At 42.8% G+C, this 22,436-nt stretch carries 18 protein-coding genes; 12 read left to right on the top strand and 6 right to left on the bottom strand.

Annotation, left to right across the window (positions count from 1 at the left end; all coding sequences use genetic code 11):
- Positions 1-527: 527 nt before the first annotated feature.
- Positions 528-3,677, bottom strand: a complete 3,150-nt coding sequence (locus ACSJJG_RS15910; protein WP_481089866.1) for an efflux RND transporter permease subunit — start codon at positions 3,675-3,677, stop codon at positions 528-530.
- A 14-nt stretch (positions 3,678-3,691) separates the two neighbouring features.
- A complete protein-coding gene (locus ACSJJG_RS15905; protein ID WP_481089865.1) occupies positions 3,692-4,891 on the bottom strand; it encodes an efflux RND transporter periplasmic adaptor subunit in 1,200 nt (399 codons plus the stop codon).
- 142 nt (positions 4,892-5,033) lie between these two features.
- On the opposite strand from ACSJJG_RS15905, the gene acrR reads away from it, so the two are divergent.
- Positions 5,034-5,684 carry a multidrug efflux transporter transcriptional repressor AcrR gene (gene acrR / locus ACSJJG_RS15900; RefSeq protein ID WP_481090455.1) on the top strand — a complete coding sequence of 217 codons (651 nt, stop codon included), beginning with the start codon at positions 5,034-5,036 and terminating at the stop codon, positions 5,682-5,684.
- Positions 5,681-5,929 carry a hypothetical protein gene (locus ACSJJG_RS15895; protein ID WP_481089864.1) on the top strand — a complete coding sequence of 83 codons (249 nt, stop codon included), beginning with the start codon at positions 5,681-5,683 and terminating at the stop codon, positions 5,927-5,929. Before acrR ends, ACSJJG_RS15895 begins: the two co-directional genes overlap by 4 nt.
- Before the next feature lie 32 nt (positions 5,930-5,961).
- On the opposite strand, the gene rsmS is transcribed toward ACSJJG_RS15895, so the two are convergent.
- Both rsmS and priC read right to left on the bottom strand, forming a co-directional pair.
- The gene (gene rsmS / locus ACSJJG_RS15890; protein WP_072059730.1) at positions 5,962-6,126 is read right to left on the bottom strand and encodes a pleiotropic regulatory protein RsmS; all 165 of its coding nucleotides are present in this window, start codon (positions 6,124-6,126) and stop codon (positions 5,962-5,964) included.
- Between the two features lie 20 nt (positions 6,127-6,146).
- Positions 6,147-6,692, bottom strand: a complete 546-nt coding sequence (gene priC, locus ACSJJG_RS15885) for a primosomal replication protein PriC (protein WP_481089863.1) — start codon at positions 6,690-6,692, stop codon at positions 6,147-6,149.
- A gap of 158 nt (positions 6,693-6,850) precedes the next feature.
- Between priC and apt the strand changes: the two genes are divergently transcribed.
- The 9 genes from apt to ACSJJG_RS15840 all read left to right on the top strand — a co-directional run bounded on the left by apt (position 6,851) and on the right by ACSJJG_RS15840 (position 17,251).
- Positions 6,851-7,402, top strand: a complete 552-nt coding sequence (apt, locus tag ACSJJG_RS15880) for an adenine phosphoribosyltransferase (RefSeq protein ID WP_481089862.1) — start codon at positions 6,851-6,853, stop codon at positions 7,400-7,402.
- Positions 7,403-7,499: 97 nt separating this feature from the next.
- A complete protein-coding gene (dnaX, locus tag ACSJJG_RS15875) occupies positions 7,500-9,473 on the top strand; it encodes a DNA polymerase III subunit gamma/tau (RefSeq protein ID WP_481089861.1) in 1,974 nt (657 codons plus the stop codon).
- Between the two features lie 47 nt (positions 9,474-9,520).
- Positions 9,521-9,850, top strand: a complete 330-nt coding sequence (locus ACSJJG_RS15870; protein WP_481089860.1) for a YbaB/EbfC family nucleoid-associated protein — start codon at positions 9,521-9,523, stop codon at positions 9,848-9,850.
- Complete coding sequence (gene recR / locus ACSJJG_RS15865) at positions 9,850-10,458, top strand: recombination mediator RecR (RefSeq protein ID WP_481089859.1); 609 nt, start codon at positions 9,850-9,852, stop codon at positions 10,456-10,458. Before ACSJJG_RS15870 ends, recR begins: the two co-directional genes overlap by 1 nt.
- Positions 10,459-10,659: 201 nt before the next feature.
- Entirely contained in the window at positions 10,660-12,549 is a 1,890-nt protein-coding gene (gene htpG / locus ACSJJG_RS15860) for a molecular chaperone HtpG (RefSeq protein WP_481090454.1), read from the top strand.
- Positions 12,550-12,719: 170 nt separating this feature from the next.
- Positions 12,720-13,367, top strand: a complete 648-nt coding sequence (gene adk / locus ACSJJG_RS15855) for an adenylate kinase (RefSeq protein WP_481089858.1) — start codon at positions 12,720-12,722, stop codon at positions 13,365-13,367.
- A 159-nt stretch (positions 13,368-13,526) separates the two neighbouring features.
- On the top strand, positions 13,527-14,492 hold the full coding sequence (hemH, locus tag ACSJJG_RS15850; protein ID WP_481089857.1) for a ferrochelatase: 966 nt from the start codon (positions 13,527-13,529) through the stop codon (positions 14,490-14,492).
- 164 nt (positions 14,493-14,656) lie between these two features.
- Positions 14,657-15,769, top strand: coding sequence for an LPS O-antigen length regulator Wzz(fepE) (gene wzz(fepE) / locus ACSJJG_RS15845; protein ID WP_481089856.1), 1,113 nt, complete (start codon positions 14,657-14,659; stop codon positions 15,767-15,769).
- 171 nt (positions 15,770-15,940) lie between these two features.
- A complete protein-coding gene (locus tag ACSJJG_RS15840) occupies positions 15,941-17,251 on the top strand; it encodes an inosine/guanosine kinase (protein WP_481089855.1) in 1,311 nt (436 codons plus the stop codon).
- Positions 17,252-17,335: 84 nt separating this feature from the next.
- On the opposite strand, the gene ybaL is transcribed toward ACSJJG_RS15840, so the two are convergent.
- Entirely contained in the window at positions 17,336-19,048 is a 1,713-nt protein-coding gene (ybaL, locus tag ACSJJG_RS15835) for a YbaL family putative K(+) efflux transporter (RefSeq protein ID WP_481089854.1), read from the bottom strand.
- Between the two features lie 233 nt (positions 19,049-19,281).
- Entirely contained in the window at positions 19,282-20,502 is a 1,221-nt protein-coding gene (locus tag ACSJJG_RS15830; protein ID WP_481089853.1) for an MFS transporter, read from the bottom strand.
- Between the two features lie 240 nt (positions 20,503-20,742).
- Between ACSJJG_RS15830 and ushA the strand changes: the two genes are divergently transcribed.
- On the top strand, positions 20,743-22,404 hold the full coding sequence (gene ushA / locus ACSJJG_RS15825) for a bifunctional UDP-sugar hydrolase/5'-nucleotidase UshA (protein ID WP_481089852.1): 1,662 nt from the start codon (positions 20,743-20,745) through the stop codon (positions 22,402-22,404).
- Positions 22,405-22,436 lie beyond the last annotated feature (32 nt).

Raw genomic sequence — 22,436 nt, 5'->3', positions numbered from 1 at the left:
AATGTTAATGCTCTATTTTACCTATCTGCCAACTGTTTTTTTAACAATAGCTCATTTACGTTTAGTTATGACAAAAACACTAAATTCTGGCAAAGTCCCGTTTCTGGCAAGCACTAGCATTCTGCTATGAAGGATAATCATATCCACATATGTTGTGAAATATATTAAATTATACTAATACAGTAGATGCTGCAGCAATAGCACAACAATCATTATAGGCGATTGTATTGAGACTTTCAAAACCAATATTGCGTCATTATTACATATGTCACCATCGAGATGGAACACTTTTTACCATTAAAGGTGTAATCAAGAAAAAAACAAGGAAAGTTACCAACTTATCTTCTGTTTTTTATAAAAAACAGAAGATGCTGTCTTTTAAACCCACTTTTTCATTCATAAGTATTTATTTTAATTAGACTATGAATGAATTTTAACGCTGATATTGTCATCCTGTAATTTGCTGTTTGAAGGCGTTTTTATTCGTTAAAAAGGCCACATAAGTGGCCTTTTTAACATAACTGAATTTAGTGAGGGGGTGAAATGTGTTCAAGCTCCTCATTTTTCTTCGTAAACCGCCGCTTAATGACAACGAAAAATACAGGGACGAAATAAATTGCTAACGATGTAGCTGCGATCATTCCACCCAATACTCCCGTTCCTACAGCATTTTGTGCACCTGAACCTGCGCCATTGCTCAATACCAGAGGCATAACACCAAGCATAAAGGCTAAAGAAGTCATCAGGATTGGGCGTAAGCGCATTCTGGCTGCTTCAAGAGTTGCTTCTATTAATCCCTTGCCCTCTTTTTCTATCAAATCCTTGGCGAACTCGACGATAAGGATGGCGTTTTTCGCAGACAACCCGATGGTCGTCAATAAGCCAACCTTAAAGTAAACGTCGTTATCCAGTCCACGCATTGATGTTGCCAGTAATGCACCAATAACCCCCAGAGGGACGACTAGCATGACCGAGAACGGAACAGACCAACTTTCATATAATGCTGCCAGGCAAAGGAATACGACAATCAATGACAGCGCATACAGAGCAGGAGCCTGGTTACCGGATAAACGTTCTTGATAAGACATTCCGGTCCAGTCATAGCCAATTCCTGGCGGTAATTGTGCTGCCAGTTGCTCCATAAGCGCCATTGCGTCACCAGTACTTTGGCCAGGCGCTGCTTCGCCCACAATTTCCATAGAAGGAAGACCATTGTAGCGTTCCAGACGTGGTGAACCATAAATCCAAGGCTCTTTTGATGCATCTATGAACGCAGAAAACGGCACCATTTCTCCATGGTAGTTACGAACATACAACTTGCTGATATCGCTTGGTAACATACGATAAGGAGAATCAGCTTGAATATAGACTTTTTTGACTCGACCGCGGTCGATAAAGTCATTGACGTAAACACCGCCAAACATCGTGCTCAGGGTTGAGTTGATATTTGTTGTGGATACAGCCAAGGCTTCTGCTTTTTCCTTATCGATATAAAGGCGATACTGTTGTGTGTCATCTTGCCCATTGGGGCGGACACTTGTCAGCATATCTGGGTGTTGTGCAACCATACCAAGCAATTGGTTGCGTGCTTCTGTCAGTGCTGCATGCCCCAGATTTCCTTTATCAATCAATTGGAAGTCAAATCCACTGGCAGAACCTAACTCTACAATTGAAGGAATATTGAACGCAAAGACAAGACCTTCCTTGATTTGAGCAAAATTCGCATTTGCTCTGGCAACAATGGCCGGAACCTTATCTTTCGAATCCTTGCGTAGTTCCCAATCTTTTAAGCTGATAAATGCCAGGCCAGTATTTTGCCCTTGACCACTAAAACCAAAGCCATTAACTGTAAATACAGATTTAACAACGTCTTTCTCTTTGGTATAGAAGTAGTCATTGATCTCATTCAATACCTTTTGTGTCTGTTCCTGAGTAGAGCCAGGTGGTAATTGGACCATTGCCAGTAAAACCCCCTGATCCTCTTCAGGCAAGAAGGAGGATGGCAGACTCTTAAATATCCAGGCCATACCAGCGATCAACATGACATAAATCACCAAATAGCGCCCAGTGCCACGTAACATCCGACCGATACTATCAGTATAATGATGTGTACTCTTTTCAAACAGACGGTTAAACCAACTAAAGAATCCTGTGTGAGTTCCATGGCTGCCTTTGGTAACAGGCTTGAGCATCGTGGCACACAATGCCGGAGTCAGGATTAAGGCCACCAGCACAGACAGTATCATTGCTGAAACGATCGTGATTGAGAACTGGCGGTAAATCGCTCCTGTTGAACCTCCGAAGAATGCCATTGGTACAAATACAGCGGAAAGCACCAGTGCGATACCGACCAGAGCGCCTTGGATTTGCCCCATTGATTTTTTGGTGGCTTCTTTCGGTGATAGCCCTTCTTCCTGCATGATTCGTTCGACGTTTTCCACTACAACAATGGCATCATCCACGAGCAGGCCTATGGCAAGTACCATAGCGAACATGGTCAATGTATTGATGGAATAACCAAACGCAGCAAGAATGGCAAATGTACCAAGCAGTACAACCGGAACCGCAATCGTTGGGATAAAGGTAGCTCGGAAGTTTTGCAGGAACAGGTACATGACGATAAACACTAACAGAATGGCTTCTGCCAATGTTTTCACCACTTCGAAAATAGAAATTTTAACGAATGGCGTGGTGTCATACGGATAGACAATAGTTAACCCGTGTGGGAAGAAAGGTTGCATCTCAGCCAGTGCTTCTTTAACGGCTTTGGAAGTATTTAAGGCGTTGGCATCAGTTGCCAGTTTGATACCAATTCCTGCTGCCGGTTTGCCATTAAAGCGACCAATGATACTGTAATTTTCCGCGCCTAATTGAATAATAGAGACATCATGCAAACGAATTTGTGAACCATCGGGATTCATGCGCAGCAAAATGTTGCCAAATTCTTCTGCCGAATTCAGGCGAGTTTGGGCGATGATCGAAGCATTTAAACGCTGACCTGGAACCGGTGGTGTTCCTCCTAATTGCCCGGCCGCAACCTGATTATTCTGAGCCTCGATTGCACTGATAACATCTTGAGTGGTGATTTTATAGTTGAGCAATTTGTCAGGGTTGAGCCAGATACGCATGGCATACTGCGTACCGAAGAGCATTGTTTCGCCCACACCAGTAACACGGCTCAAGTTATCTTTGACTCTGCCCCCGATATAGTCAGCGATATCATCTTGGGTCATGGAACCATCTTGAGAGATGAAACCCGCTACCATCAAAAAAGAACTGGTGGTTTTATCAACATTAACACCTTGTTGCTGAACTTCTTGAGGCAATAGCGGCATTGCCAATTGCAATTTATTTTGAACCTGAACTTGCGCGATATCTGGATCTGTGCCTGCTTCAAAGGTCAGCATGATATTCATGTGTCCCGCAGAATCGCTGCTGGAAGACATATACACGAGATTATCGATACCGTTCATGTTCTGTTCAATAACCTGTGTTACAGTATTTTGTACTGTTGTCGCGTCAGCTCCTGGATAAACCGCTGAAATGGAAATAGCAGGTGGGGCAATGGCGGGATATTGCTCCACGGGTAATTTCATGATTGCCAGCAAGCCAGATAGCATGGTGATAATCGCGATTACCCATGCAAATATTGGCCGTTCGATAAAAAACTTAGGCATGAATCACCGACTCCTTATTGAGGCTTTTTTGCAGACTCAGTTTGATTAGCCGTAGGATTAGCATTCAAATCTGTTTCCGTTGGCTTGACCGTTATTCCCGGCGCTATTTTCTGCAATCCCGTGACGATTACTCTATCTTCAGCTTTCAGACCTTCTGTCACCAACCACTTGTTACCAATTGCCTGAGTAGCATTGATATTGCGCAATTCTACTTTGTTATCTTTATCAACAATCAGTGTGGTTGCTTGACCACGAGGTGTTCTGGTAACAGCTTGCTGAGGAACCAAAATCGCATTTTTGCGCACACCTTCTTCTAACTTAGTGCGAACAAACATACCTGGCAGTAATTCTTCATCCGGGTTTGGGAACACAGCACGCATAGTGATAGAGCCTGTTGTTTCGTCAACCGTCACGTCAGAAAACTCAAGGTAACCTTCTTGACGGTATTCTTGTCCGGTGTCAGTTATTAGACGGATTTTGGTCTTTTTACTCTCTTTTTGAACGGTTCCTTTTGCAATTTCATTTTTGAACCGCAGATAGTCGTCACTGGATTGAGTAATATCAACATAGATAGGATCTAACTGCTGAACAATCGTTAGGGCTGTTGGCTGACCCGCAGAAACCAGTGCTCCTTCTGTGACGGTGGACTTACCCGCACGCCCAGAAATAGGGGAGGTTACCTTGGTGTATGCCAGGTTGATTCTGGCATTTTCCAACGCAGCCTGAGAGGACTGAACATCTGCTTTTGCCTGAGCATATTCTGAATTTGCTTTATCAAATTCCTGCTTACTCACGTATTGTGTGCCTAGCAAGGATTGATAACGTTCAACGGTTAAGTGGGAAACATTCTCATTGGCTTGCGCTCTGGCTAAGTTTGCTTTGGCTTTACTGTATTCTGCTTGATAAGTTGCGGGATCTATTTGGTATAACGACTCACCAGCAACCACATCACTTCCTTCTTTATAGTTACGTTTCAGTATGATGCCGCCGACTTGGGGACGAACCTCGGCAACACGATAAGCCGAGGTACGGCCGGGTAATTCTGTGATGACCGTTAGAGGTTCTGCCTTCAGCGTTACGATATCCACTTCAGGAACATGCTGGCCAGCAGCCCCTTGCTGTGTATTTTTATTGTCATTACATCCTGAAAGAATGAAACTGCCTGAAATTACCAGTAATGTGGCCAGAGGCAAAACTCCCCTGTTCTTTCGCATAAGTAAACCTCAATTTTTCAATGTTGATTCGCTAATCTAACAAGTGAAATCATTACTTCGTTGGTTAATGGGTGCTATAGTACAAACATACATGAATGTATGTAAATCAGCCTCCGTCAAAAACAAAGTTTATGGCACTAAAATGGCACGAAAAACTAAACAGCAAGCAAACCAAACTCGTCAGCAAATCATAGATGCTGCGATAAAGATCTTTTCTGAGCGTGGTGTTTCTGCTACCTCGCTATCCGATATCGCAACTGCCGCTGGTGTAACGCGCGGAGCAATTTACTGGCACTTTAAAAATAAAACAGATCTACTTTCTGTTGTTTGTAGAATGCCAGAGCATAAAATAGACGAACTAGAGAAAGAGTATCAATCAAAATATCCTGATAATCCACTTATTGCGTTGAGATATTTATTAATTTCCATGTTAAAAATGATGATTGATGATGCTCAGATTCGACAATTAATGGAAATTTTTTTCCATAAATGTGAATTCGTTGGGGAAATATCTCCACTAATAGAGGATATTAGGGAAATGTGCATTTCTGATTACAAGAAGATTGAAAAAATGTTATTTTCTTGTATTCAATCTGGAGAGCTGCCCTATGATCTTGATTTCAGACGTTCTGCTATCATGTTGAGAGCATTGATGACAGGAATATTTGAGAACTGGTCATTCTCACCGGGCAGTTTTAATATTCAAGAGCAATCTGTTCATTTGGTGGATAGTTTCATTGATACACTTAAATACAGCCGCCATTTGCGGAACATTGAAGAAAACGAATCTTGAAGGAAGTCCGCAGCGATGTTCCAACCCGTAATGCTATTCAAAATCAGCTTAAAATCCTGACGGAACGTAAGGAGCATACAGTTGAAGAAAAGGTATCGATAGCTGATTTGGAAAAGGCGCTCTCTTTCTTTGACAAAATAGATCCACTGAAACTGGATTGTGATCTACTCAGGAAAAATGTGCTGTTCCGTAACATGCAGAGATTGCAGGAAATACAGAAGCCATTGAATGATGGGAGCCAATAGCCAGACAAATGAGGGGCAAGCATTAGTTAGGCTTATTCTTCAGATTGCCGGGCCTGTTTTTTCAATTTCCCTTGAAGATCGTGTTTGACGATTTCTAGTGCTGCCAGTGCGATAGCAGGAGAAATTTCGTTACATTCAAGCAGATAAATAAGATCTACTGCGAGTTGTATTTCAGGTGGTGCTTGTTCCAGAGCCATAGCTACTGCTTCCTTTGTGATTAATCTGAATGCTCTTGCTTTTCTATCGACTTCTCGATTCGCATTAATGCTTGACGGCAGCGGGCGAGCCTACCCGCCAAGGCGGCAATTTCTTTTTGCAGTTTGTGCTTATCAGCAAGTGTAGTTTGTTTATTTAACTGTAATTCCCTGTCATCAATCATTGCCATTAAACGACGTTCATAATCTTGATGTTCTGCCAGACGTTGATAAAGATCCTGGTTTTGTGATCGGCGCTCAAATTTATCTTCCTGTTTTCGCAGCGTTTGGGTGGATATCTCGCGCTTAAGTGCCTCGATTTGTGTTACTAAACGCTCGGCAAGGAATTTCACTTGTTCAATCCGATAATCGCTTATACAGGCTTTCAATTGTTCCAGATTTTGCCTGATCTCTTGCATGTATCCACTGAGTTTATTGCTGCGGTGGTGGTGAAATAACACTTGATCAAAACGGGCAGTGGAAAAAGGGGTATCAGGCAGTAAAGCGAGTTCTTTTTCCAGAGTACTGACTTGTTTTTCTAGTGCACTTAATAAATTTTGTATGCCCATTAGCACTCATTATCATTAATAATCTGTCTGTTAAAGTACTCAGGTATGGAGCTTGATTAAGTAAAAAATATAAGCAGTAGCTTACCTGGCAGTTGCTTTTTTTCGGTAGTTTGAATAGATTTTACCGTTTTCTTTTTATAACCTGGCTGGCATTGATTATGACCGCTAACGCACAACAACTGCAATTAATTAAAGATAGTATCGAAACAATCCCTGACTATCCAAAGAAGGGAATACTTTTTCGTGACATTACCACATTACTCGATAATCCAGCGGCCTATCAAGCTACGATAGATTTATTGGCAGCTCGTTATCAGAATACAGGTATCACGAAAATTGTTGGTACTGAAGCACGAGGCTTCTTATTCGGAGCACCTGTTGCACTGCGTCTGGGGGTTGGTTTTGTTCCTGTTCGTAAAAAAGGTAAATTACCGCGTGAAACATTGAGCGAAACTTACGATCTGGAATATGGTACAGATACATTAGAAATCCATAAAAGCAGCATTCAGGAAGAGGATAAAGTTCTGGTTATTGATGATTTGCTGGCAACGGGAGGAACCATTGAAGCGACGGTACGTTTGATTCGTCGTTTAGGTGGTCAAGTTTCTGAAGCGGCTTTCATTATTGGATTACCGGATTTAGGTGGCGCCGAACGCTTGAAAAAACAAGGTGTTGACAGCTATACCCTCGTTGAATTCCCCGGCCACTGATTATTCTGTTTTTTGCATTATTGATACATCAGCCTCGCCGTTAATGGTGAGGCTGTGCTAGCATGTTAGACAGTCATGTTCAATTTCCTCGGTATTCATGAGCTATCAGGTACTTGCCCGTAAGTGGCGCCCACAAATATTTTCTAATGTGATTGGTCAGCAACATGTGCTGACTGCATTGGCGAATGGTCTCGAACACCAACGCCTTCATCACGCTTATCTTTTTTCCGGCACTCGTGGCGTGGGAAAGACCACTATTGCACGTCTGTTGGCAAAGGGGCTGAATTGCGAAACGGGTATAACCAAGACTCCGTGTGGTCAGTGTACCAATTGTCTTGAGATTGAGCAGGGGCGGTTTGTGGATCTGATTGAGATCGACGCTGCATCCCGAACAAAAGTAGAAGATACCCGTGAGTTGTTGGACAACGTCCAGTATGCGCCTGCCAGAGGTCGTTTCAAAGTTTACCTTATTGATGAAGTACACATGCTTTCTCGCCATAGTTTCAATGCATTGTTGAAGACATTGGAAGAGCCACCAAAACATGTGAAATTCCTTTTGGCAACAACCGATCCACAGAAATTGCCAGTAACTATTCTTTCACGCTGTCTACAATTCCATTTGAAAACACTCGACGTGGATCAAATTAGTAGCCAGTTGGAACATGTCCTCAATGCAGAGCAAATAGAAAGCGATGCTCGTGCCCGTCAGCTACTTGCCCGTGCAGCAGATGGCAGTATGCGTGATGCCTTGAGTTTAACGGATCAAGCCATTGCTCTTGGTGGAGGGAAGCTGACATCGGATATCGTCAGCCAGATGTTGGGAACGCTGGATGATGACCAACCATTAGCGATGATTGAATCGTTGGTGCGGGCAGATGGTCAACAAATGATGGCACTGGTGGAACAAGTGGCAACTCGTGGTGTAGATTGGGAAAATCTGCTGGTTGAAACATTGTCGCTGCTGCATCGGATTGCCATGCTCCAGCTATTGCCTCAGCAACCTGAAAGCGAGCCTTCTTCAACGGAAGGGCGGTTGCGTTTGCTGGCAAGATCAGTTTCCCCGACTGATTTGCAGCTTTATTATCAAGCGCTACTGGTGGGGCGCAAGGAGCTTCCTTATGCACCAGAGCGACGGATGGGTGTGGAGATGGCGTTATTGCGCGCCCTGGCTTTTCATCCCAAAACAGTCATTGAGGAAATATTACCATCTACTGTGGAAGACCCTGTAGCGCCAATTGGAATAGCCCCCCAGTTATCTTCAAATCAATTTACTTCAAATAATGAAGAAAATGAGCGTCTTGGGCAGACAATACCACAATCAACGGGCGGTGAGTCTTTCGTTGCAAACACTCCAACAGCGAAACTATTGCAAGCGAGAAGTTCGCTGACTCGTCAAGGAAATACGCCACCAAAAAAGCCTGAGCCGGCAGAGTCTGCGAAGGCGAAGCCGGCAAGTTCGGCGTTGGAGAGACTGGTGGCGGTGGCCGAACAACGGTCTCAATCTCATATCTCTAAAACACGGGAGTCTAAGTCGGCTAATCCGGTAAAAAAAGAAGCTTATCGCTGGCGAGCAACCAATACTGGAGAAGAGGAGAAGCCGCGCCCGACAGCGACACCAAAAACGATCAAAGCGGCGCTGGAACACGAGAAAACAGCAGAATTGGTAGAAAAGCTGGCTATTGAATCGAAACAAAGGGACCCATGGGCTGCGGAAATTGATAAACTGCATATTCCAAAATTGGTTCAGCAGGTAGCGCTGAATGCATTTAAAGAACAGATTGATGAAAATCGTCTTTGTCTGCATTTACGTTCAAAGCAGCGCCATCTTAATTCAGCATCGGCTCAGAAAGTGTTGACCGAAGCATTAAGTGAATTACATGGAAAACCTATTGAACTCAATATCATTGAAGATGATAATCCTGCGGTAAAAACGCCTCTGGAATGGCGACAAGCCATTTATGAAGAAAAATTGGCACAAGCGCGTCAATCCATTATTTCGGATAAAACGATTCAAACACTTCAGCAGCTATTCGATGCAGAATTGGATGAAGACAGTATCCGGCCTGTTTAACTGCCGTAGTGTATTTTATGCTGTGGCTATAGCGAAGAGAGAGAATTATGTTTGGTAAAGGTGGTTTGGGCAATTTGATGAAACAGGCCCAGCAGATGCAAGAAAAAATGCAGCAGATGCAGGAAGAAATTGCAAAGCTGGAAGTGACAGGCGAATCTGGCGCGGGCCTGGTAAAAATCACGATTAATGGTGCACATAACTGCCGTCGGGTTGAAATCGATCCAAGTTTAATGGACGATGACAAAGATATGCTGGAAGATCTGATCGCAGCGGCATTCAATGATGCCGCTCGCCGTATTGAAGAAACTCAGAAAGAAAAAATGGCCAGTGTTTCCAGTGGAATGCAATTACCACCTGGGTTTAAGATGCCATTCTAATGCAAACCAGTCCTCTTCTTGAATCTCTGATGGAAGCCTTGCGCTGTTTGCCCGGCGTAGGCCCAAAATCTGCACAACGGATGGCATTTCATCTCTTGCAGAGAGATCGCAGTGGTGGGATGCGATTGGCACAGGCACTGATACGAGCGATGTCTGAAATTGGTCACTGTCAGGATTGTCGGACATTCACGGAACAGAAACAGTGCACGATTTGCGCTAATTCCCGTCGCCAGCAGAATGGCCAGGTTTGTGTAGTGGAAAGCCCCGCAGATATCCATGCCATCGAACAAACGGGTCAGTTTGCGGGACGTTATTTTGTCCTGATGGGGCATTTATCGCCACTGGATGGTATCGGGCCAATGGATATTGGTTTAGATCGTTTAGAAGAACGTTTATCTTCTGAAACCTTGTCAGAAATCATTCTGGCGACTAATCCAACGGTCGAAGGAGAGGCAACGGCAAACTATATTGCAGAAATGTGCTCTCAATATGGTGTGACAGCCAGCCGAATTGCTCACGGCGTCCCTGTGGGCGGAGAGCTTGAAATGGTGGATGGTACAACACTGTCTCATTCGCTGGCTGGCCGTCAAAAAATCACGAACTTGTGATTTTGTTCCCGATTAATGGGTGATTTTATGGATGGTGCTGCTGATTATGCCGCCATCCATAGCTGATTTACCCGCTTATCAAACTAATTTTACATTCTTATTGTTGTCTTAACTTGAAACTCTCCGTATCTATCCCCATTTGATGAACATCGTCCTATTGTACATATCTGAACTGGATTTAGATTGAGGTAATAAATGAGTATGAAAGATCAGGAAACCCGTGGATTTCAGTCTGAAGTCAAACAACTGTTGCAGTTGATGATCCATTCTCTCTATTCCAATAAAGAAATCTTTCTCCGTGAACTGATTTCAAATGCATCTGATGCGGCTGACAAATTACGTTTCCGTGCATTGTCTGCCCCTGAGCTGTATGAAAATGATGGTGAATTGCGTGTTCGTCTGGCTCTTGATAAAGAACAGAAAACTATCACCATAAGCGATAATGGTATCGGTATGTCCCGTGATGAGGTGATCGATAATCTGGGAACGATTGCAAAATCTGGTACTAAAGCATTTCTTGAATCCATTGGTTCTGATCAAGCAAAAGACAGCCAATTGATTGGTCAATTCGGTGTAGGCTTCTACTCTGCCTTTATCGTCGCTGATAAAGTCACCGTACGTACCCGTGCAGCAGGGGCACCTGCTGAACAAGGTGTATTCTGGGAGTCAACGGGAGAAGGTGACTACACTGTTGCTGATATTGAAAAAGCAAGTCGTGGTACAGAAATTACCCTGCATCTGCGGGATGGGGAAAGCGAATTCCTCAATGACTGGCGTCTGCGTTCTATCATTGGCAAATATTCTGATCATATTGCTTTGCCAGTTGAAATTGAAACCCAAACTAAAAACGAAGAAGACGACTCGGTTACCGTTACATGGGAAAAAATCAACAAAGCCCAGGCCTTGTGGACGCGTAATAAAGCTGAAATCAGTGATGAAGAGTACCAAGCGTTTTATAAGCACATCTCCCATGACTTTACTGACTCTCTGATTTGGAGCCATAACCGCGTTGAAGGTAAGCAGGAATACACCAGCCTGCTCTATATCCCTTCCCAGGCACCGTGGGATATGGGGAACCGCGAACATAAACATGGACTGAAACTATACGTACAGCGTGTCTTCATCATGGATGAAGCTGAACAGTTCATGCCAAATTACCTGCGTTTTGTTCGTGGTCTGATCGATTCCAACGACCTGCCATTGAATGTTTCCCGTGAAATTTTGCAAGATAGTTCAATCACACGTAATCTGCGCAGCGCGCTGACTAAACGTGTATTGCAAATGTTGGATAAACTGGCAAAAGACGACGCAGAAAAATATCAGACTTTCTGGCAGCAGTTCGGCCTGGTGATGAAAGAAGGTCCAGCCGAAGATGGCGCAAACAAAGAGGCTATTGCTAAGTTACTGCGCTTTGCTACGACTCATAATGATAGCTCCGCTCAAACAGTTTCTCTGGAAGATTACGTTGGCCGCATGGCAGAAGGGCAGGAGAAGATTTATTACATTACTGCGGATAGTTATGCTGCGGCGAAGAATAGCCCACACCTGGAACTGTTCCGTAAGAAAGGCATTGAGGTTCTGTTACTGTCTGACCGCATTGATGAATGGATGATGAGCTACCTGACTGAATTCGATGGTAAATCATGCCAATCTGTCAGCAAGGCTGATGAATCCCTCGACAAACTGGCGGATGAAAACAAGGCTGAGCAAGAAGAAGCAGACAAAAAACTGGAGCCATTTGTTGAGCGCGTGAAAGCTCTGTTGGGTGAACGCGTGAAAGAAGTGAAGCTAACTCACCGTCTGACAGATACTCCAGCTATTGTAACAACTGATGCTAATGCGATGAGCACCCAAATGGCGAAGCTATTTGCGGCAGCGGGCCAGTCTGTGCCAGAAGTCAGTTATAACTTTGAGCTGAATCCTGAACACCTTCTGGTTAAGAAAGCGGCTGATATTGATGATGATACTCAATTTGCTGATTGGATAGAGTTGCTGTTGGATCAAGCATTATTTGCTGAACGTGGCACATTGGATGATCCAAACCAGTTTATTCGTCGTATGAATCAATTATTATTAGCTGAAAAAGCTTAAACTTATTGAGATAATGATAAAAACCACGCTTCAACGAAAAATGGGGCGTGGTTTATTTTTTAGTTAATGCGGAAACGTTTACCTGTTTTCTTGAGCCATCCCCTATTCAAATGGTATGGTAGTACGTTTTCTTAAAAATATGAAAAGCAGATAGCAAGGGGATTTACGCAATGCGTATTATTCTACTGGGCGCGCCAGGCGCCGGTAAGGGGACTCAGGCACAATTTATCATGGAGAAATATGGGGTCCCCCAAATTTCGACAGGTGACATGTTACGTGCTGCGGTAAAAGCTGGCACCGAATTGGGTTTGCAAGCAAAAGAACTGATGGATAATGGCAAGCTGGTAACTGATGAGCTGGTCATTGCATTGGTTAAAGAGCGCATCAAACAAGATGATTGTCATAATGGCTTCTTGTTGGATGGGTTCCCACGCACTATTCCTCAGGCAGATGCCATGAAAGCAGTCGGTATCAAGGTTGATTATGTGCTGGAATTTGATGTTCCTGATGAAATCATCGTTGAACGTATTATTGGTCGTCGTGTTCATGCGCCGTCCGGCCGTGTTTACCACATCAAATTCAATCCACCAAAAGTGGAGAATAAAGATGATGCTACAGGTGAAGAGCTGACTATCCGTAAAGATGATCAGGAAGATACTGTCCGTCAACGTCTGGTTGAGTACCACGCACAAACAGCACCTCTGGTTTCTTACTATCAGCAAGAAGCACAGGCCGGTAACACAGAATACTTCAAACTTGATGGTACTCGCCAAGTAGCGGAAGTTAGTGCAGAACTGGCTAATATTCTGGGTGAATGATTCGTGTTCTCTTGAGTTGTTATAACAGGCGGCTTTTATACCGCCTGAATTTTTTGTAGTTCACGTTACCCTAGAGAAATTTACTCCATGAAATGTTACATGTAACTATCATTCATGTTTTATACTAGATTGTCAGTCATTTTAATGGAACTCTGAGGAATGAGTAGCAAGAAGTATGGTGTCCTGTTAGTGAACCTTGGTACACCTGATGCGCCAACACCAGCAGCAATAAGATGTTATCTGGCAAAGTTTCTGAGTGACAGAAGGGTAGTTGATATCCCTCCATTTATTTGGAAACCTATCTTGAATGGTCTTATTCTTCCTTTTCGTGCTTCTCGAATTGCTAAACTTTACCAAGAAATTTGGATGGAAGAAGGTTCTCCTTTATTAGTTTATAGTCATCGTCAGCAGAAATTGCTGGATGAAAAGTTGGCGGATATCCCTGTTGCTTTGGGAATGACTTACGGCTCCCCTTCTTTATCTCAGGCCGTAGAAAGTTTGTTACAGCAGGGCATTGAGACTCTCATTATACTGCCACTTTATCCTCAATATTCCAGTACAACTTCGGCAGCAGTTTTTGACAGGATCAGTAAAATATTGCGGGAGTATCGGACAATTCCTACCCTGCATTTTGTTCGTAGTTATGCCATCCATCCTGCTTATATTACGGCACTAAAGGAAACCATTGAGCAAAGCTTTGAAAAACATGGTCAGCCTGATCGGTTAATTATTTCCTATCATGGTATTCCTGAACGTTTGGTAAAGATGGGAGATATTTATCCGCAAGATTGTCAGGCGACAACTGAACTGTTGAGTCAGGCACTGGATTATCCCGCAGATAAAATTATGATGACATATCAGTCGCGTTTTGGTTGCTTACCGTGGTTATCTCCTTATACAGATAAAACCATGGCATCATTACCCAGCCAAGGAGTAGAACATGTTCAAGTGATATGTCCGGGATTTGCGGCAGATTGTCTGGAAACGTTGGAAGAGATTAAGCAACAGAATAAAGTTATCTTTTTAGAGGCTGGTGGGAAAAAGTTTGAATATATCTCTGCACTTAATGATAATAACGCCCACATTTCTTTGCTTGAACAGTTGGTAAATAATGTCATGAAATAACTTGCAATTGCTGGTTATGGGACATTATCACACATGATGAATAGCAGACATTGATCGTCGTATGATTTTAAGGATATGGTTTTTTAACCAATGAATACGATAAGCGAGAGAAAGGGCTTGCATATCAATGAAAAGCAAAATTATTTGGATTGGACATATAGATAATGAGTAATAAACCTATTAAACACCCTGATTTTTATCAAGAACATGCAAACTATTATCCTCCCGCGCGGGAGGATGAAATTGATTTGCTTGAACTATTCTCTGTACTCTTCCAATCAAAATACTTGATCATTGCAGTATCTTTCGTCTTTGCAATTATTGGTTTCAGTATCGCATTATTTTTACCACAAAAATGGACCAGTACAGCGGCTGTAGTGAAACCGGGGCTGGAGGAATTTCAGCCATTGAAAAATGCGTTAACGGATTTACATGTTCTGAGCATAGATCCCAAAGTGACAGAAGGGTCACTGTATAAGCGGTTTATTGAAAATTATAACTCACGTGTATTACGTGAAGAATATTTGGTTAATACCGATTACTTCAAAACGTTGCTGGCTAAGCATCAAGATAGTTCTGAGCAGGAAAAAAGAAAGCTTATCGAGAAAGTTGTCAATAAAAACATTGTGATATCTTTACCTAAGAAAGAAAAAGACGATGACGTTGTCGATGAAGCTAAACTCTCTTTCAGTGCTGGCAATGCGAAAGATGCTTACAATCTATTAAATGGCTATATCAAATTTGTCTCTTCGGTGGTTCGTGACCAAGTGAAGGAGGAACTGAGTGATATGGTTCATGGGAAACTGGAATATTCGCAAAAGCTTTATGCTATCGATTTGGAGCGTATCGCCAATATGCGCAGCGTAGATATTGAGCGATTGAAGTATGCGATTTCTCTTGCTAATTCTGCTGGAATTAAAAAACCAGTATCGAATGGCGGAGCTATGATCAAGGATGATCCAGATTATTCGATTGCGCTGGGTTCTGATGCACTGCAACGTAAATTACAGATTACTGAAGAAATTACTGACCCAACTAAAATTGATGCAGACCTGCGTAACCGTCAGTTGTATATCAAAAATCTGGAAAAAGTGAATGTGAATACCGTTGATTTTGTGCCATTCAGGTTTATGCAGGAACCTTATGAGCCAACTTCAAAAGATTCACCTAAGCGTTTGCTGATTTTGATTGGCGCTGGCTTTATCGGATTTATTTTATCCACCATGTATGTTCTGTTGCGCCACATGGTACGTAGTCGCCAGAAACAAGAGGCTTAAATTATCTATTATAGATAATGCTCTGATAGCTAACGTTTCGACAGCCAATGTTGTAATAGCATTGGCTGTTTTCATTTGTTGTCTCCATATTTTTTTGTTTTGCTCTGGTATTGTGGCACACCGTATTATGCTAACATGCCGCATATTTTAGCTCTACCGCAACAATTAATTATGAAATTCCCCGGTAAACGTAAATCTAAACACTATTTTCCTGTCAGTTTAAGAGATCCTCTGCTCCAACCCATCAAAGAGATGATGGATACCGAAAATAATCAAGCCTATATTGTTGGTATTGACCAGACACTGGTTGATATTGAAGCCAAAGTTGATGAGGATTTTATCCAGCGTTATAACCTGAGCCAGGGACATTCGTTAGTCATTGAAGATGGTGTAGCAGAGGCTCTCTACAAGGAACTGACGGATAAGAATCTTATCAGCCACGAATTTGCAGGCGGCACCATCGGTAATACTTTGCATAACTATTCTGTGCTGGCTGATGATAAATCCGTCCTGCTTGGTGCGATGTGTAATAACATCCAAATAGGAAGTTATGCGTATTGTTATCTTTGTAATACATCCAGCCGTATGGATTTGAATCACCTCCAGGGGGTTGATGGCCCAATTGGCCGCTGTTTTACCTTAGTGACGGAAAATGGTGAGAGAACATTTGCCATCAGTCCGGGGTTAATGAATCAGCTTCGTCCTGAAAGTATTCCTGAACATATTATTGCAGAAGCGTCAGCTTTGGTGATCACTGCATATTTGGTGCGTTGTAAATCGGGTGAGCCAATGCCAGAAGCCACAATGAAAGCTATTGAATATGCGAAGAAGCATAACGTACCTGTTGTATTGACGTTAGGAACAAAATACGTCATTGCGGATGATCCACAATGGTGGCGCGATTTTCTGGCTGAAAATGTTTCTGTTGTTGCAATGAATGAAGATGAAGCTTGTGAATTAACAGGTTTCAGTGATCCTTTATTAGCGGCTGACATGGCGCTAAATTGGGTGGATTTGGTGTTATGTACCGCAGGACCTGCTGGATTATATATGGCGGGTTACACTGAGGAAGAACACAAACGCCAAACATTGCATCCTTTGCTACCTGGTGCGATTGCAGAATTTAACCGTTATGAATTCAGCCGGGTGATGCATAAGGTGGATTGCCAAAACCCAATGCGAGTTTATTCCCATATTGAGCCATATATGGGGGGACCTGAAAAAATCATGAATACCAATGGTGCTGGGGATGGCGCATTATCTGCATTACTGCATGATATCACGGCCAACAGCTACCATCGCATGAATGTACCGAATTCCAGTAAACATGCGCGCTCTTATTTAACCTATTCTTCTTTGGCTCAGGTATGTAAGTACGCTAATAGAGTGAGTTATCAGGTATTGAGTCAGCATTCTCCGCGTCTAACCCGAGGGTTGCCGGAGAAAGAAGATAGTCTGGAAGAGTCTTACTGGGAACGTTGATTCTGCTAGCCTGAGCCCCAGATATTGTTTTCACTGTTTTTATGGGAATATCCCCACGTTATGGGGATATCCTTGGCTCGTAAGTTATGTTGGAGATGAAGTCGCTGGTGAATGTAATGATGGTGACTCTACTGGGCAACCCTCTTCATATTCAGGTAATGCATCAGCCATTGCCCGTGCTATTTCATGTTCACCAATGATAATGTGATTAGTGCCACGCTCTGTAATGTAAGTGACTTCATCATCATAATGGGCTCGAACAATAATATTGATATCTGGCCTGATTTCTCTGGCATTTGCAACGATCTCACCTGCTTCATAACCATTAGGGATTGTCAGGAATAAAATACAAGCGCAATCGAGCCTTGCCAGTTCCATTATCTCTTTATTGGCGGCGTTACCCATTATGGCACTGATACCCATTTCGCCTAACTCTTCAAATCGGGTACGTGTATCTTCAATGATCACAACTGGGCAGTTTTTTTCTTGTAAACGCTGACAAAGCTGATGCCCCACTCGGCCATAACCCACCACAATAGCATGACCACAAATATCGACAGGGATCTGGATTTCTTCTTCCAGTGTTTCTTCGAGTAATTGTTCTTCAATGGTTTCTGTTTTTTCCAGATAACGATCCAGTAAACTGAATAGAACAGGATTCAGCATGATTGAAATGATGGCGCCAGCCAGTACAAGGTTACGGGCTTCCCCATCCAAGAATCCCAGCGTGACACCCAGTCCGGCGAGAATAAAGGCAAATTCACCAATTTGGGCGAGACTGGCAGAGATGGTTAGGGCTGTACGTCGTGAGTGCCCAAACATTCTGACCAGTAGCAAAGCAGCCAATGACTTGCCAATGATAATAATGGCAAGGGTTCCTATAATCGCCAGAGGTTGTTGGAGCAGAACCATAGGGTCAAACAGCATGCCAACAGAAACAAAGAAAAGAACCGCGAAAGCATCCCGTAACGGTAAAGTATCCTGCGCAGCCCGGTGACTCAATTCTGACTCATTCAATACCATGCCAGCGAAGAATGCACCGAGGGCAAATGAAGCATCAAATAGTGTTACCGCACCGTAAGCAACACCTAATGCAATGGCAAGTACAGCCAGCGTGAACAGTTCACGCGAGCCTGTAGCCGCCGTTTTTGCCAGTAACCAAGGAATGACACGGCGGCCGACGAAAATCATCAACAAAATAAAGGCAATGACCTTGCCAACGGTAAGGAATATCTTCAATAACAATTGGCCCATATTGGCGTTGTGGCTGTCCATAATTCCTGCTGCCGCAGGAAGTAATACCAATGTCAGTACCATCGCCAGATCTTCAACAATTAACCAACCGATGGCAATTTGCCCTCTCTGACTATCAATGAGCTGTCGTTCTTCTAATGCCCTGAGCAATACTACTGTGCTGGCGGTGGACAGACAAAGACCAAATACAATGCCGCTGAGTAATCCCCAACCGAGCAACATTGATAATCCGGCACCTAATAAGGTTGCAACTGCAATTTGGGCGATAGCGCCAGGAATGGCAATTGATTTGACGGCTAACAAATCTTTAAGTGAAAAATGTAGACCGACACCAAACATCAGTAAGATCACGCCAATTTCTGAAAGTTCTGGAGCTAAAGAGGTATCGGCAACAAAACCAGGCGTGAAGGGACCCGCTAGTACACCTGCTACGAGGTATCCTACCAGAGGTGAAATTTTCAGGCGCTGTGCAAGCATGCCAAGCAGATAAGCAAGAACAAAACCGCCAACAATGGTCGTGATAAGAGGTGTCGAGTGCTCCATCAAGGCTCCTTCTGGGTAGCGAGTATATAAATTGTGTAGTTAGGTGAGGTAATAATATGTTTTATAAATAGTTAAAGATTACAAAAAAATATATTGAGTGGTAAAAACAATAATGATCTACTTAAATACTATTTTAATGTAATTTTATGTAGATCTTGCCATTGTTTACGCTAGTTTACAAAGAGAAATAGTCTAATAATTATGGGGTTTATCTAGGGTTTTTCTTGTCTTTTTCAAGCGTTCTTTTCTATATTTGGCAAAAACAGCGTAAAAATACCAAGAAGTGGCAGAAAAGCACAAATTTTGTAAACCAATTCTATACTGGTTTTATCTGCGACATAACCAAGTACGGCAGCCCCAATGCCACCCATACCGAAGGCCAGGCCAAAGAACAAACCTGCGATCATGCCTGTTTTGCCGGGAATTAGTTCTTGGGCATAGACTAAAATAGCAGAGAACGCAGAGGCCAATATTATACCAATAATAACCGTTAGTATGCTTGTCCAGAATAAGGAGGAGGAATAAGGTAACAGCAGAGTAAAAGGTGCAACGCCAAGAATTGAACCCCAAATGACATATTTCCGACCTATCTTATCTCCAATCGGCCCTCCAATCAGGGTGCCTGCCGCTACGGCAAATAAAAAGATAAACAGGTGAATCTGGGCGTTTTGCACTGACACACTAAATTTTTGCATCAGGTAAAAGGTATAGTAGCTACTGATACTGGTTAGATAAAAGTACTTAGAAAAAACAAGTAGCAGAAGAATGGCAAAAGAATTTATGACGGTCTTTTTAGGTAGGCTTGGCAGAGAAGGGGTTCTGGAAGACAGGGGAGTGGTGACCCGATGCTGCATCTTATACCACTGGCTGATTTGCAAGAGGATCACGATAGCCAGCAGTGCTGCCAGAGAAAACCAACCGATGTTTCCCTTGCCGTAAGGCGCAATGAAAATAGCCGCTAACAGTGGACCCAATGAACTGCCTAAATTTCCCCCTACTTGAAATAAAGATTGAGCCAGACCATGACGTCCACCTGAAGCCATGCGTGCGACTCGTGACGATTCTGGATGAAAAACGGATGACCCCGTACCGACTAATGCGGCAGCCATTAATATAATTGGGAAACTTTCAGCATAAGCTAATAGAAGCAAACCAGATAGGGTAAATCCCATACCGATAGGCAGTGAATAGGGTTGCGGATGTTTATCAGTATACAAACCGATAAGAGGCTGCAATAGGGATGCTGTTACCTGATAGGTCAGAGTTATCATTCCAACCTGAATAAAACTGAGAGTAAATTCAGATTGCAGCAGTGGATAAATAGCCAGAATCAACGATTGAATCATATCATTCAGCATATGGGATAAGCTGATGGCACCGAGAATTGAAAAAACTGTCCGATGTGTTTTTGTTGGTGAAGTTGGAAAAGGGGCTGTTTGATTTTTTTCACTCATATTTATTCGCTTATCGATATCATTATCAACAAAATTTGTTGGGTAAATTTTTAGGTTTGTTGAGCTGTTGTCTAATTTTTACACCATAATACATCTTAGATAATTAACAAACTTTTTATTTGTACCTATATAATTTGACCGCAATCTCAAAAAGGTGAAATCTTTTAAGCAGCGGCTTGAAAGGGATAAACCACCACCATCATATAACTAATAAAATTTTAAAATACATGGAGATACCCCATGAAATTATCGTTTAAAGCGTCAATTTGCGCCCTTGCAGTTTCGCTGTCACTGGCACCGTTAATTGCAAACGCTTGGGAAAAAGATAAAACCTATGACATTACCATCTTGCATACTAACGATCACCATGGTCACTTCTGGCATAACGATTATGGTGAGTATGGTTTAGCGGCTCAAAAAACGGTGGTAGATTCCATTCGTCAGGAGGTTGCCAAGAAAGGAGGTAGCGTATTGTTATTGTCAGGTGGTGACATTAACACCGGTGTACCGGAATCAGATATGCAAGATGCTGAACCAGATTTTAAGGGCATGAATCTGGTAGGATACGATGCAATGGCATTGGGGAATCATGAATTTGATAAGCCTTTGAATGTGTTATTCCAGCAACAAAAATGGGCAAACTTCCCATTCCTCTCTGCCAATATTTACCAAACCAGTACAGGCAAGCGCTTGTTCAAGCCATATGTTATTTTTGATAAGCAAGGCGTGAAAATAGCGGTTCTTGGCCTGACAACCGATGATACAGCGAAAATAGGTAATCCGGCTAATTTTCCAGATGTTGAATTCCGCGTTCCGGCCGAAGAAGCTAAAAAAGTTATTGAAGAGCTGAAAAAGAATGAGAAGCCGGACGTGATTATTGCGGCAACCCACATGGGGCACTATGACGATGGTCACCATGGCACGAATGCGCCGGGAGATGTTGAAATGGCACGTAGTTTGCCTGCGGGTTATTTGAATATGATTGTGGGTGGTCATTCACAAGATCCGGTGTGTATGTCTGCGGAGAATAAAAACTATAAACAAGTGGATTATGTTCCGGGTACACCTTGTTCTCCCGATAGACAAAATGGCACATGGATTGTCCAAGCTCACGAATGGGGGAAATATGTAGGCCGGGCGGATTTTCAATTCCGCAATGGTGAATTCAAGTTGGTTCATTATCAATTGATCCCTATTAACCTAAAGAAAAAAGTGACAAAAGAAGATGGCAGTACGGAACGTGTTTACTATACCCATGAAATTAAGCAAAATCCTGAAATGCTTAAGTTGCTGACACCTTATGAAGACAAGGGCAGCCAGATACTTAATGTGAAAATAGGCTCAGTAGATAACAAATTAGAAGGTGATCGCAGCAAGGTACGTTTCGTGCAAACGAATATGGCACACCTTGTATTGGCTGCCCAAATGGAACGGACAAACGCTGATTTTGCAGTGATGAGCGGTGGTGGAATTCGTGACTCTATTGAAGCAGGGGATATTACTTACAAGGATGTTATGAAAGTTCATCCATTTGCTAACCAACTGGTTTATGTGGACTTCAAAGGTAGCGAAGTTTTGTCCTATTTGACGGCTGTTGCCAATATGGAAAAGGATTCTGGCGCTTATGGTCAGTTCTATAATGTGAACTTCGTGAAGAATGGTAAGAATATCAGTGAGGTAAAAATCGGTGGTAAGCCGTTGGATCCAAACAAAACTTACCGCATGGCAACTTTGAACTTTAATGCGATTGGCGGAGATGGTTATCCACGGATTGATAATTTGCCTGGTTATGTTGATACAGGGTTTGTCGATGCTGAAGTATTGAAAGGATATATTGAAAAACATTCTCCATTAAAAGCTTCTGATTATGAACCGAAAGGTGAAATTGATATAAATAACTAACAACTGATCAATAGATTGTTGTTAGTTATTTG

The organism is Xenorhabdus sp. SGI 60 (genome assembly GCF_056632175.1).
The sequence above is the reverse complement of the archived record's forward strand: the minus strand, read 5'-3'. Positions and strand labels throughout refer to the sequence as shown.

Excerpts from the sequence above, each read along its gene's own strand:
- ACSJJG_RS15910 (WP_481089866.1), bottom strand. The coding sequence starts at position 3,677 with ATGCCTAAGTTTTTTATCGAACGGCCAATATTTGCATGGGTAATCGCG.
- ACSJJG_RS15905 (WP_481089865.1), bottom strand. The coding sequence starts at position 4,891 with ATGCGAAAGAACAGGGGAGTTTTGCCTCTGGCCACATTACTGGTAATT.
- acrR (WP_481090455.1), top strand. The coding sequence starts at position 5,034 with ATGGCACGAAAAACTAAACAGCAAGCAAACCAAACTCGTCAGCAAATC.
- rsmS (WP_072059730.1), bottom strand. The coding sequence starts at position 6,126 with ATGGCTCTGGAACAAGCACCACCTGAAATACAACTCGCAGTAGATCTT.
- priC (WP_481089863.1), bottom strand. The coding sequence starts at position 6,692 with ATGGGCATACAAAATTTATTAAGTGCACTAGAAAAACAAGTCAGTACT.
- apt (WP_481089862.1), top strand. The coding sequence starts at position 6,851 with ATGACCGCTAACGCACAACAACTGCAATTAATTAAAGATAGTATCGAA.
- dnaX (WP_481089861.1), top strand. The coding sequence starts at position 7,500 with ATGAGCTATCAGGTACTTGCCCGTAAGTGGCGCCCACAAATATTTTCT.
- ACSJJG_RS15870 (WP_481089860.1), top strand. The coding sequence starts at position 9,521 with ATGTTTGGTAAAGGTGGTTTGGGCAATTTGATGAAACAGGCCCAGCAG.
- recR (WP_481089859.1), top strand. The coding sequence starts at position 9,850 with ATGCAAACCAGTCCTCTTCTTGAATCTCTGATGGAAGCCTTGCGCTGT.
- htpG (WP_481090454.1), top strand. The coding sequence starts at position 10,660 with ATGAAAGATCAGGAAACCCGTGGATTTCAGTCTGAAGTCAAACAACTG.
- adk (WP_481089858.1), top strand. The coding sequence starts at position 12,720 with ATGCGTATTATTCTACTGGGCGCGCCAGGCGCCGGTAAGGGGACTCAG.
- hemH (WP_481089857.1), top strand. The coding sequence starts at position 13,527 with ATGAGTAGCAAGAAGTATGGTGTCCTGTTAGTGAACCTTGGTACACCT.
- ACSJJG_RS15840 (WP_481089855.1), top strand. The coding sequence starts at position 15,941 with ATGAAATTCCCCGGTAAACGTAAATCTAAACACTATTTTCCTGTCAGT.
- ybaL (WP_481089854.1), bottom strand. The coding sequence starts at position 19,048 with ATGGAGCACTCGACACCTCTTATCACGACCATTGTTGGCGGTTTTGTT.
- ACSJJG_RS15830 (WP_481089853.1), bottom strand. The coding sequence starts at position 20,502 with ATGAGTGAAAAAAATCAAACAGCCCCTTTTCCAACTTCACCAACAAAA.
- ushA (WP_481089852.1), top strand. The coding sequence starts at position 20,743 with ATGAAATTATCGTTTAAAGCGTCAATTTGCGCCCTTGCAGTTTCGCTG.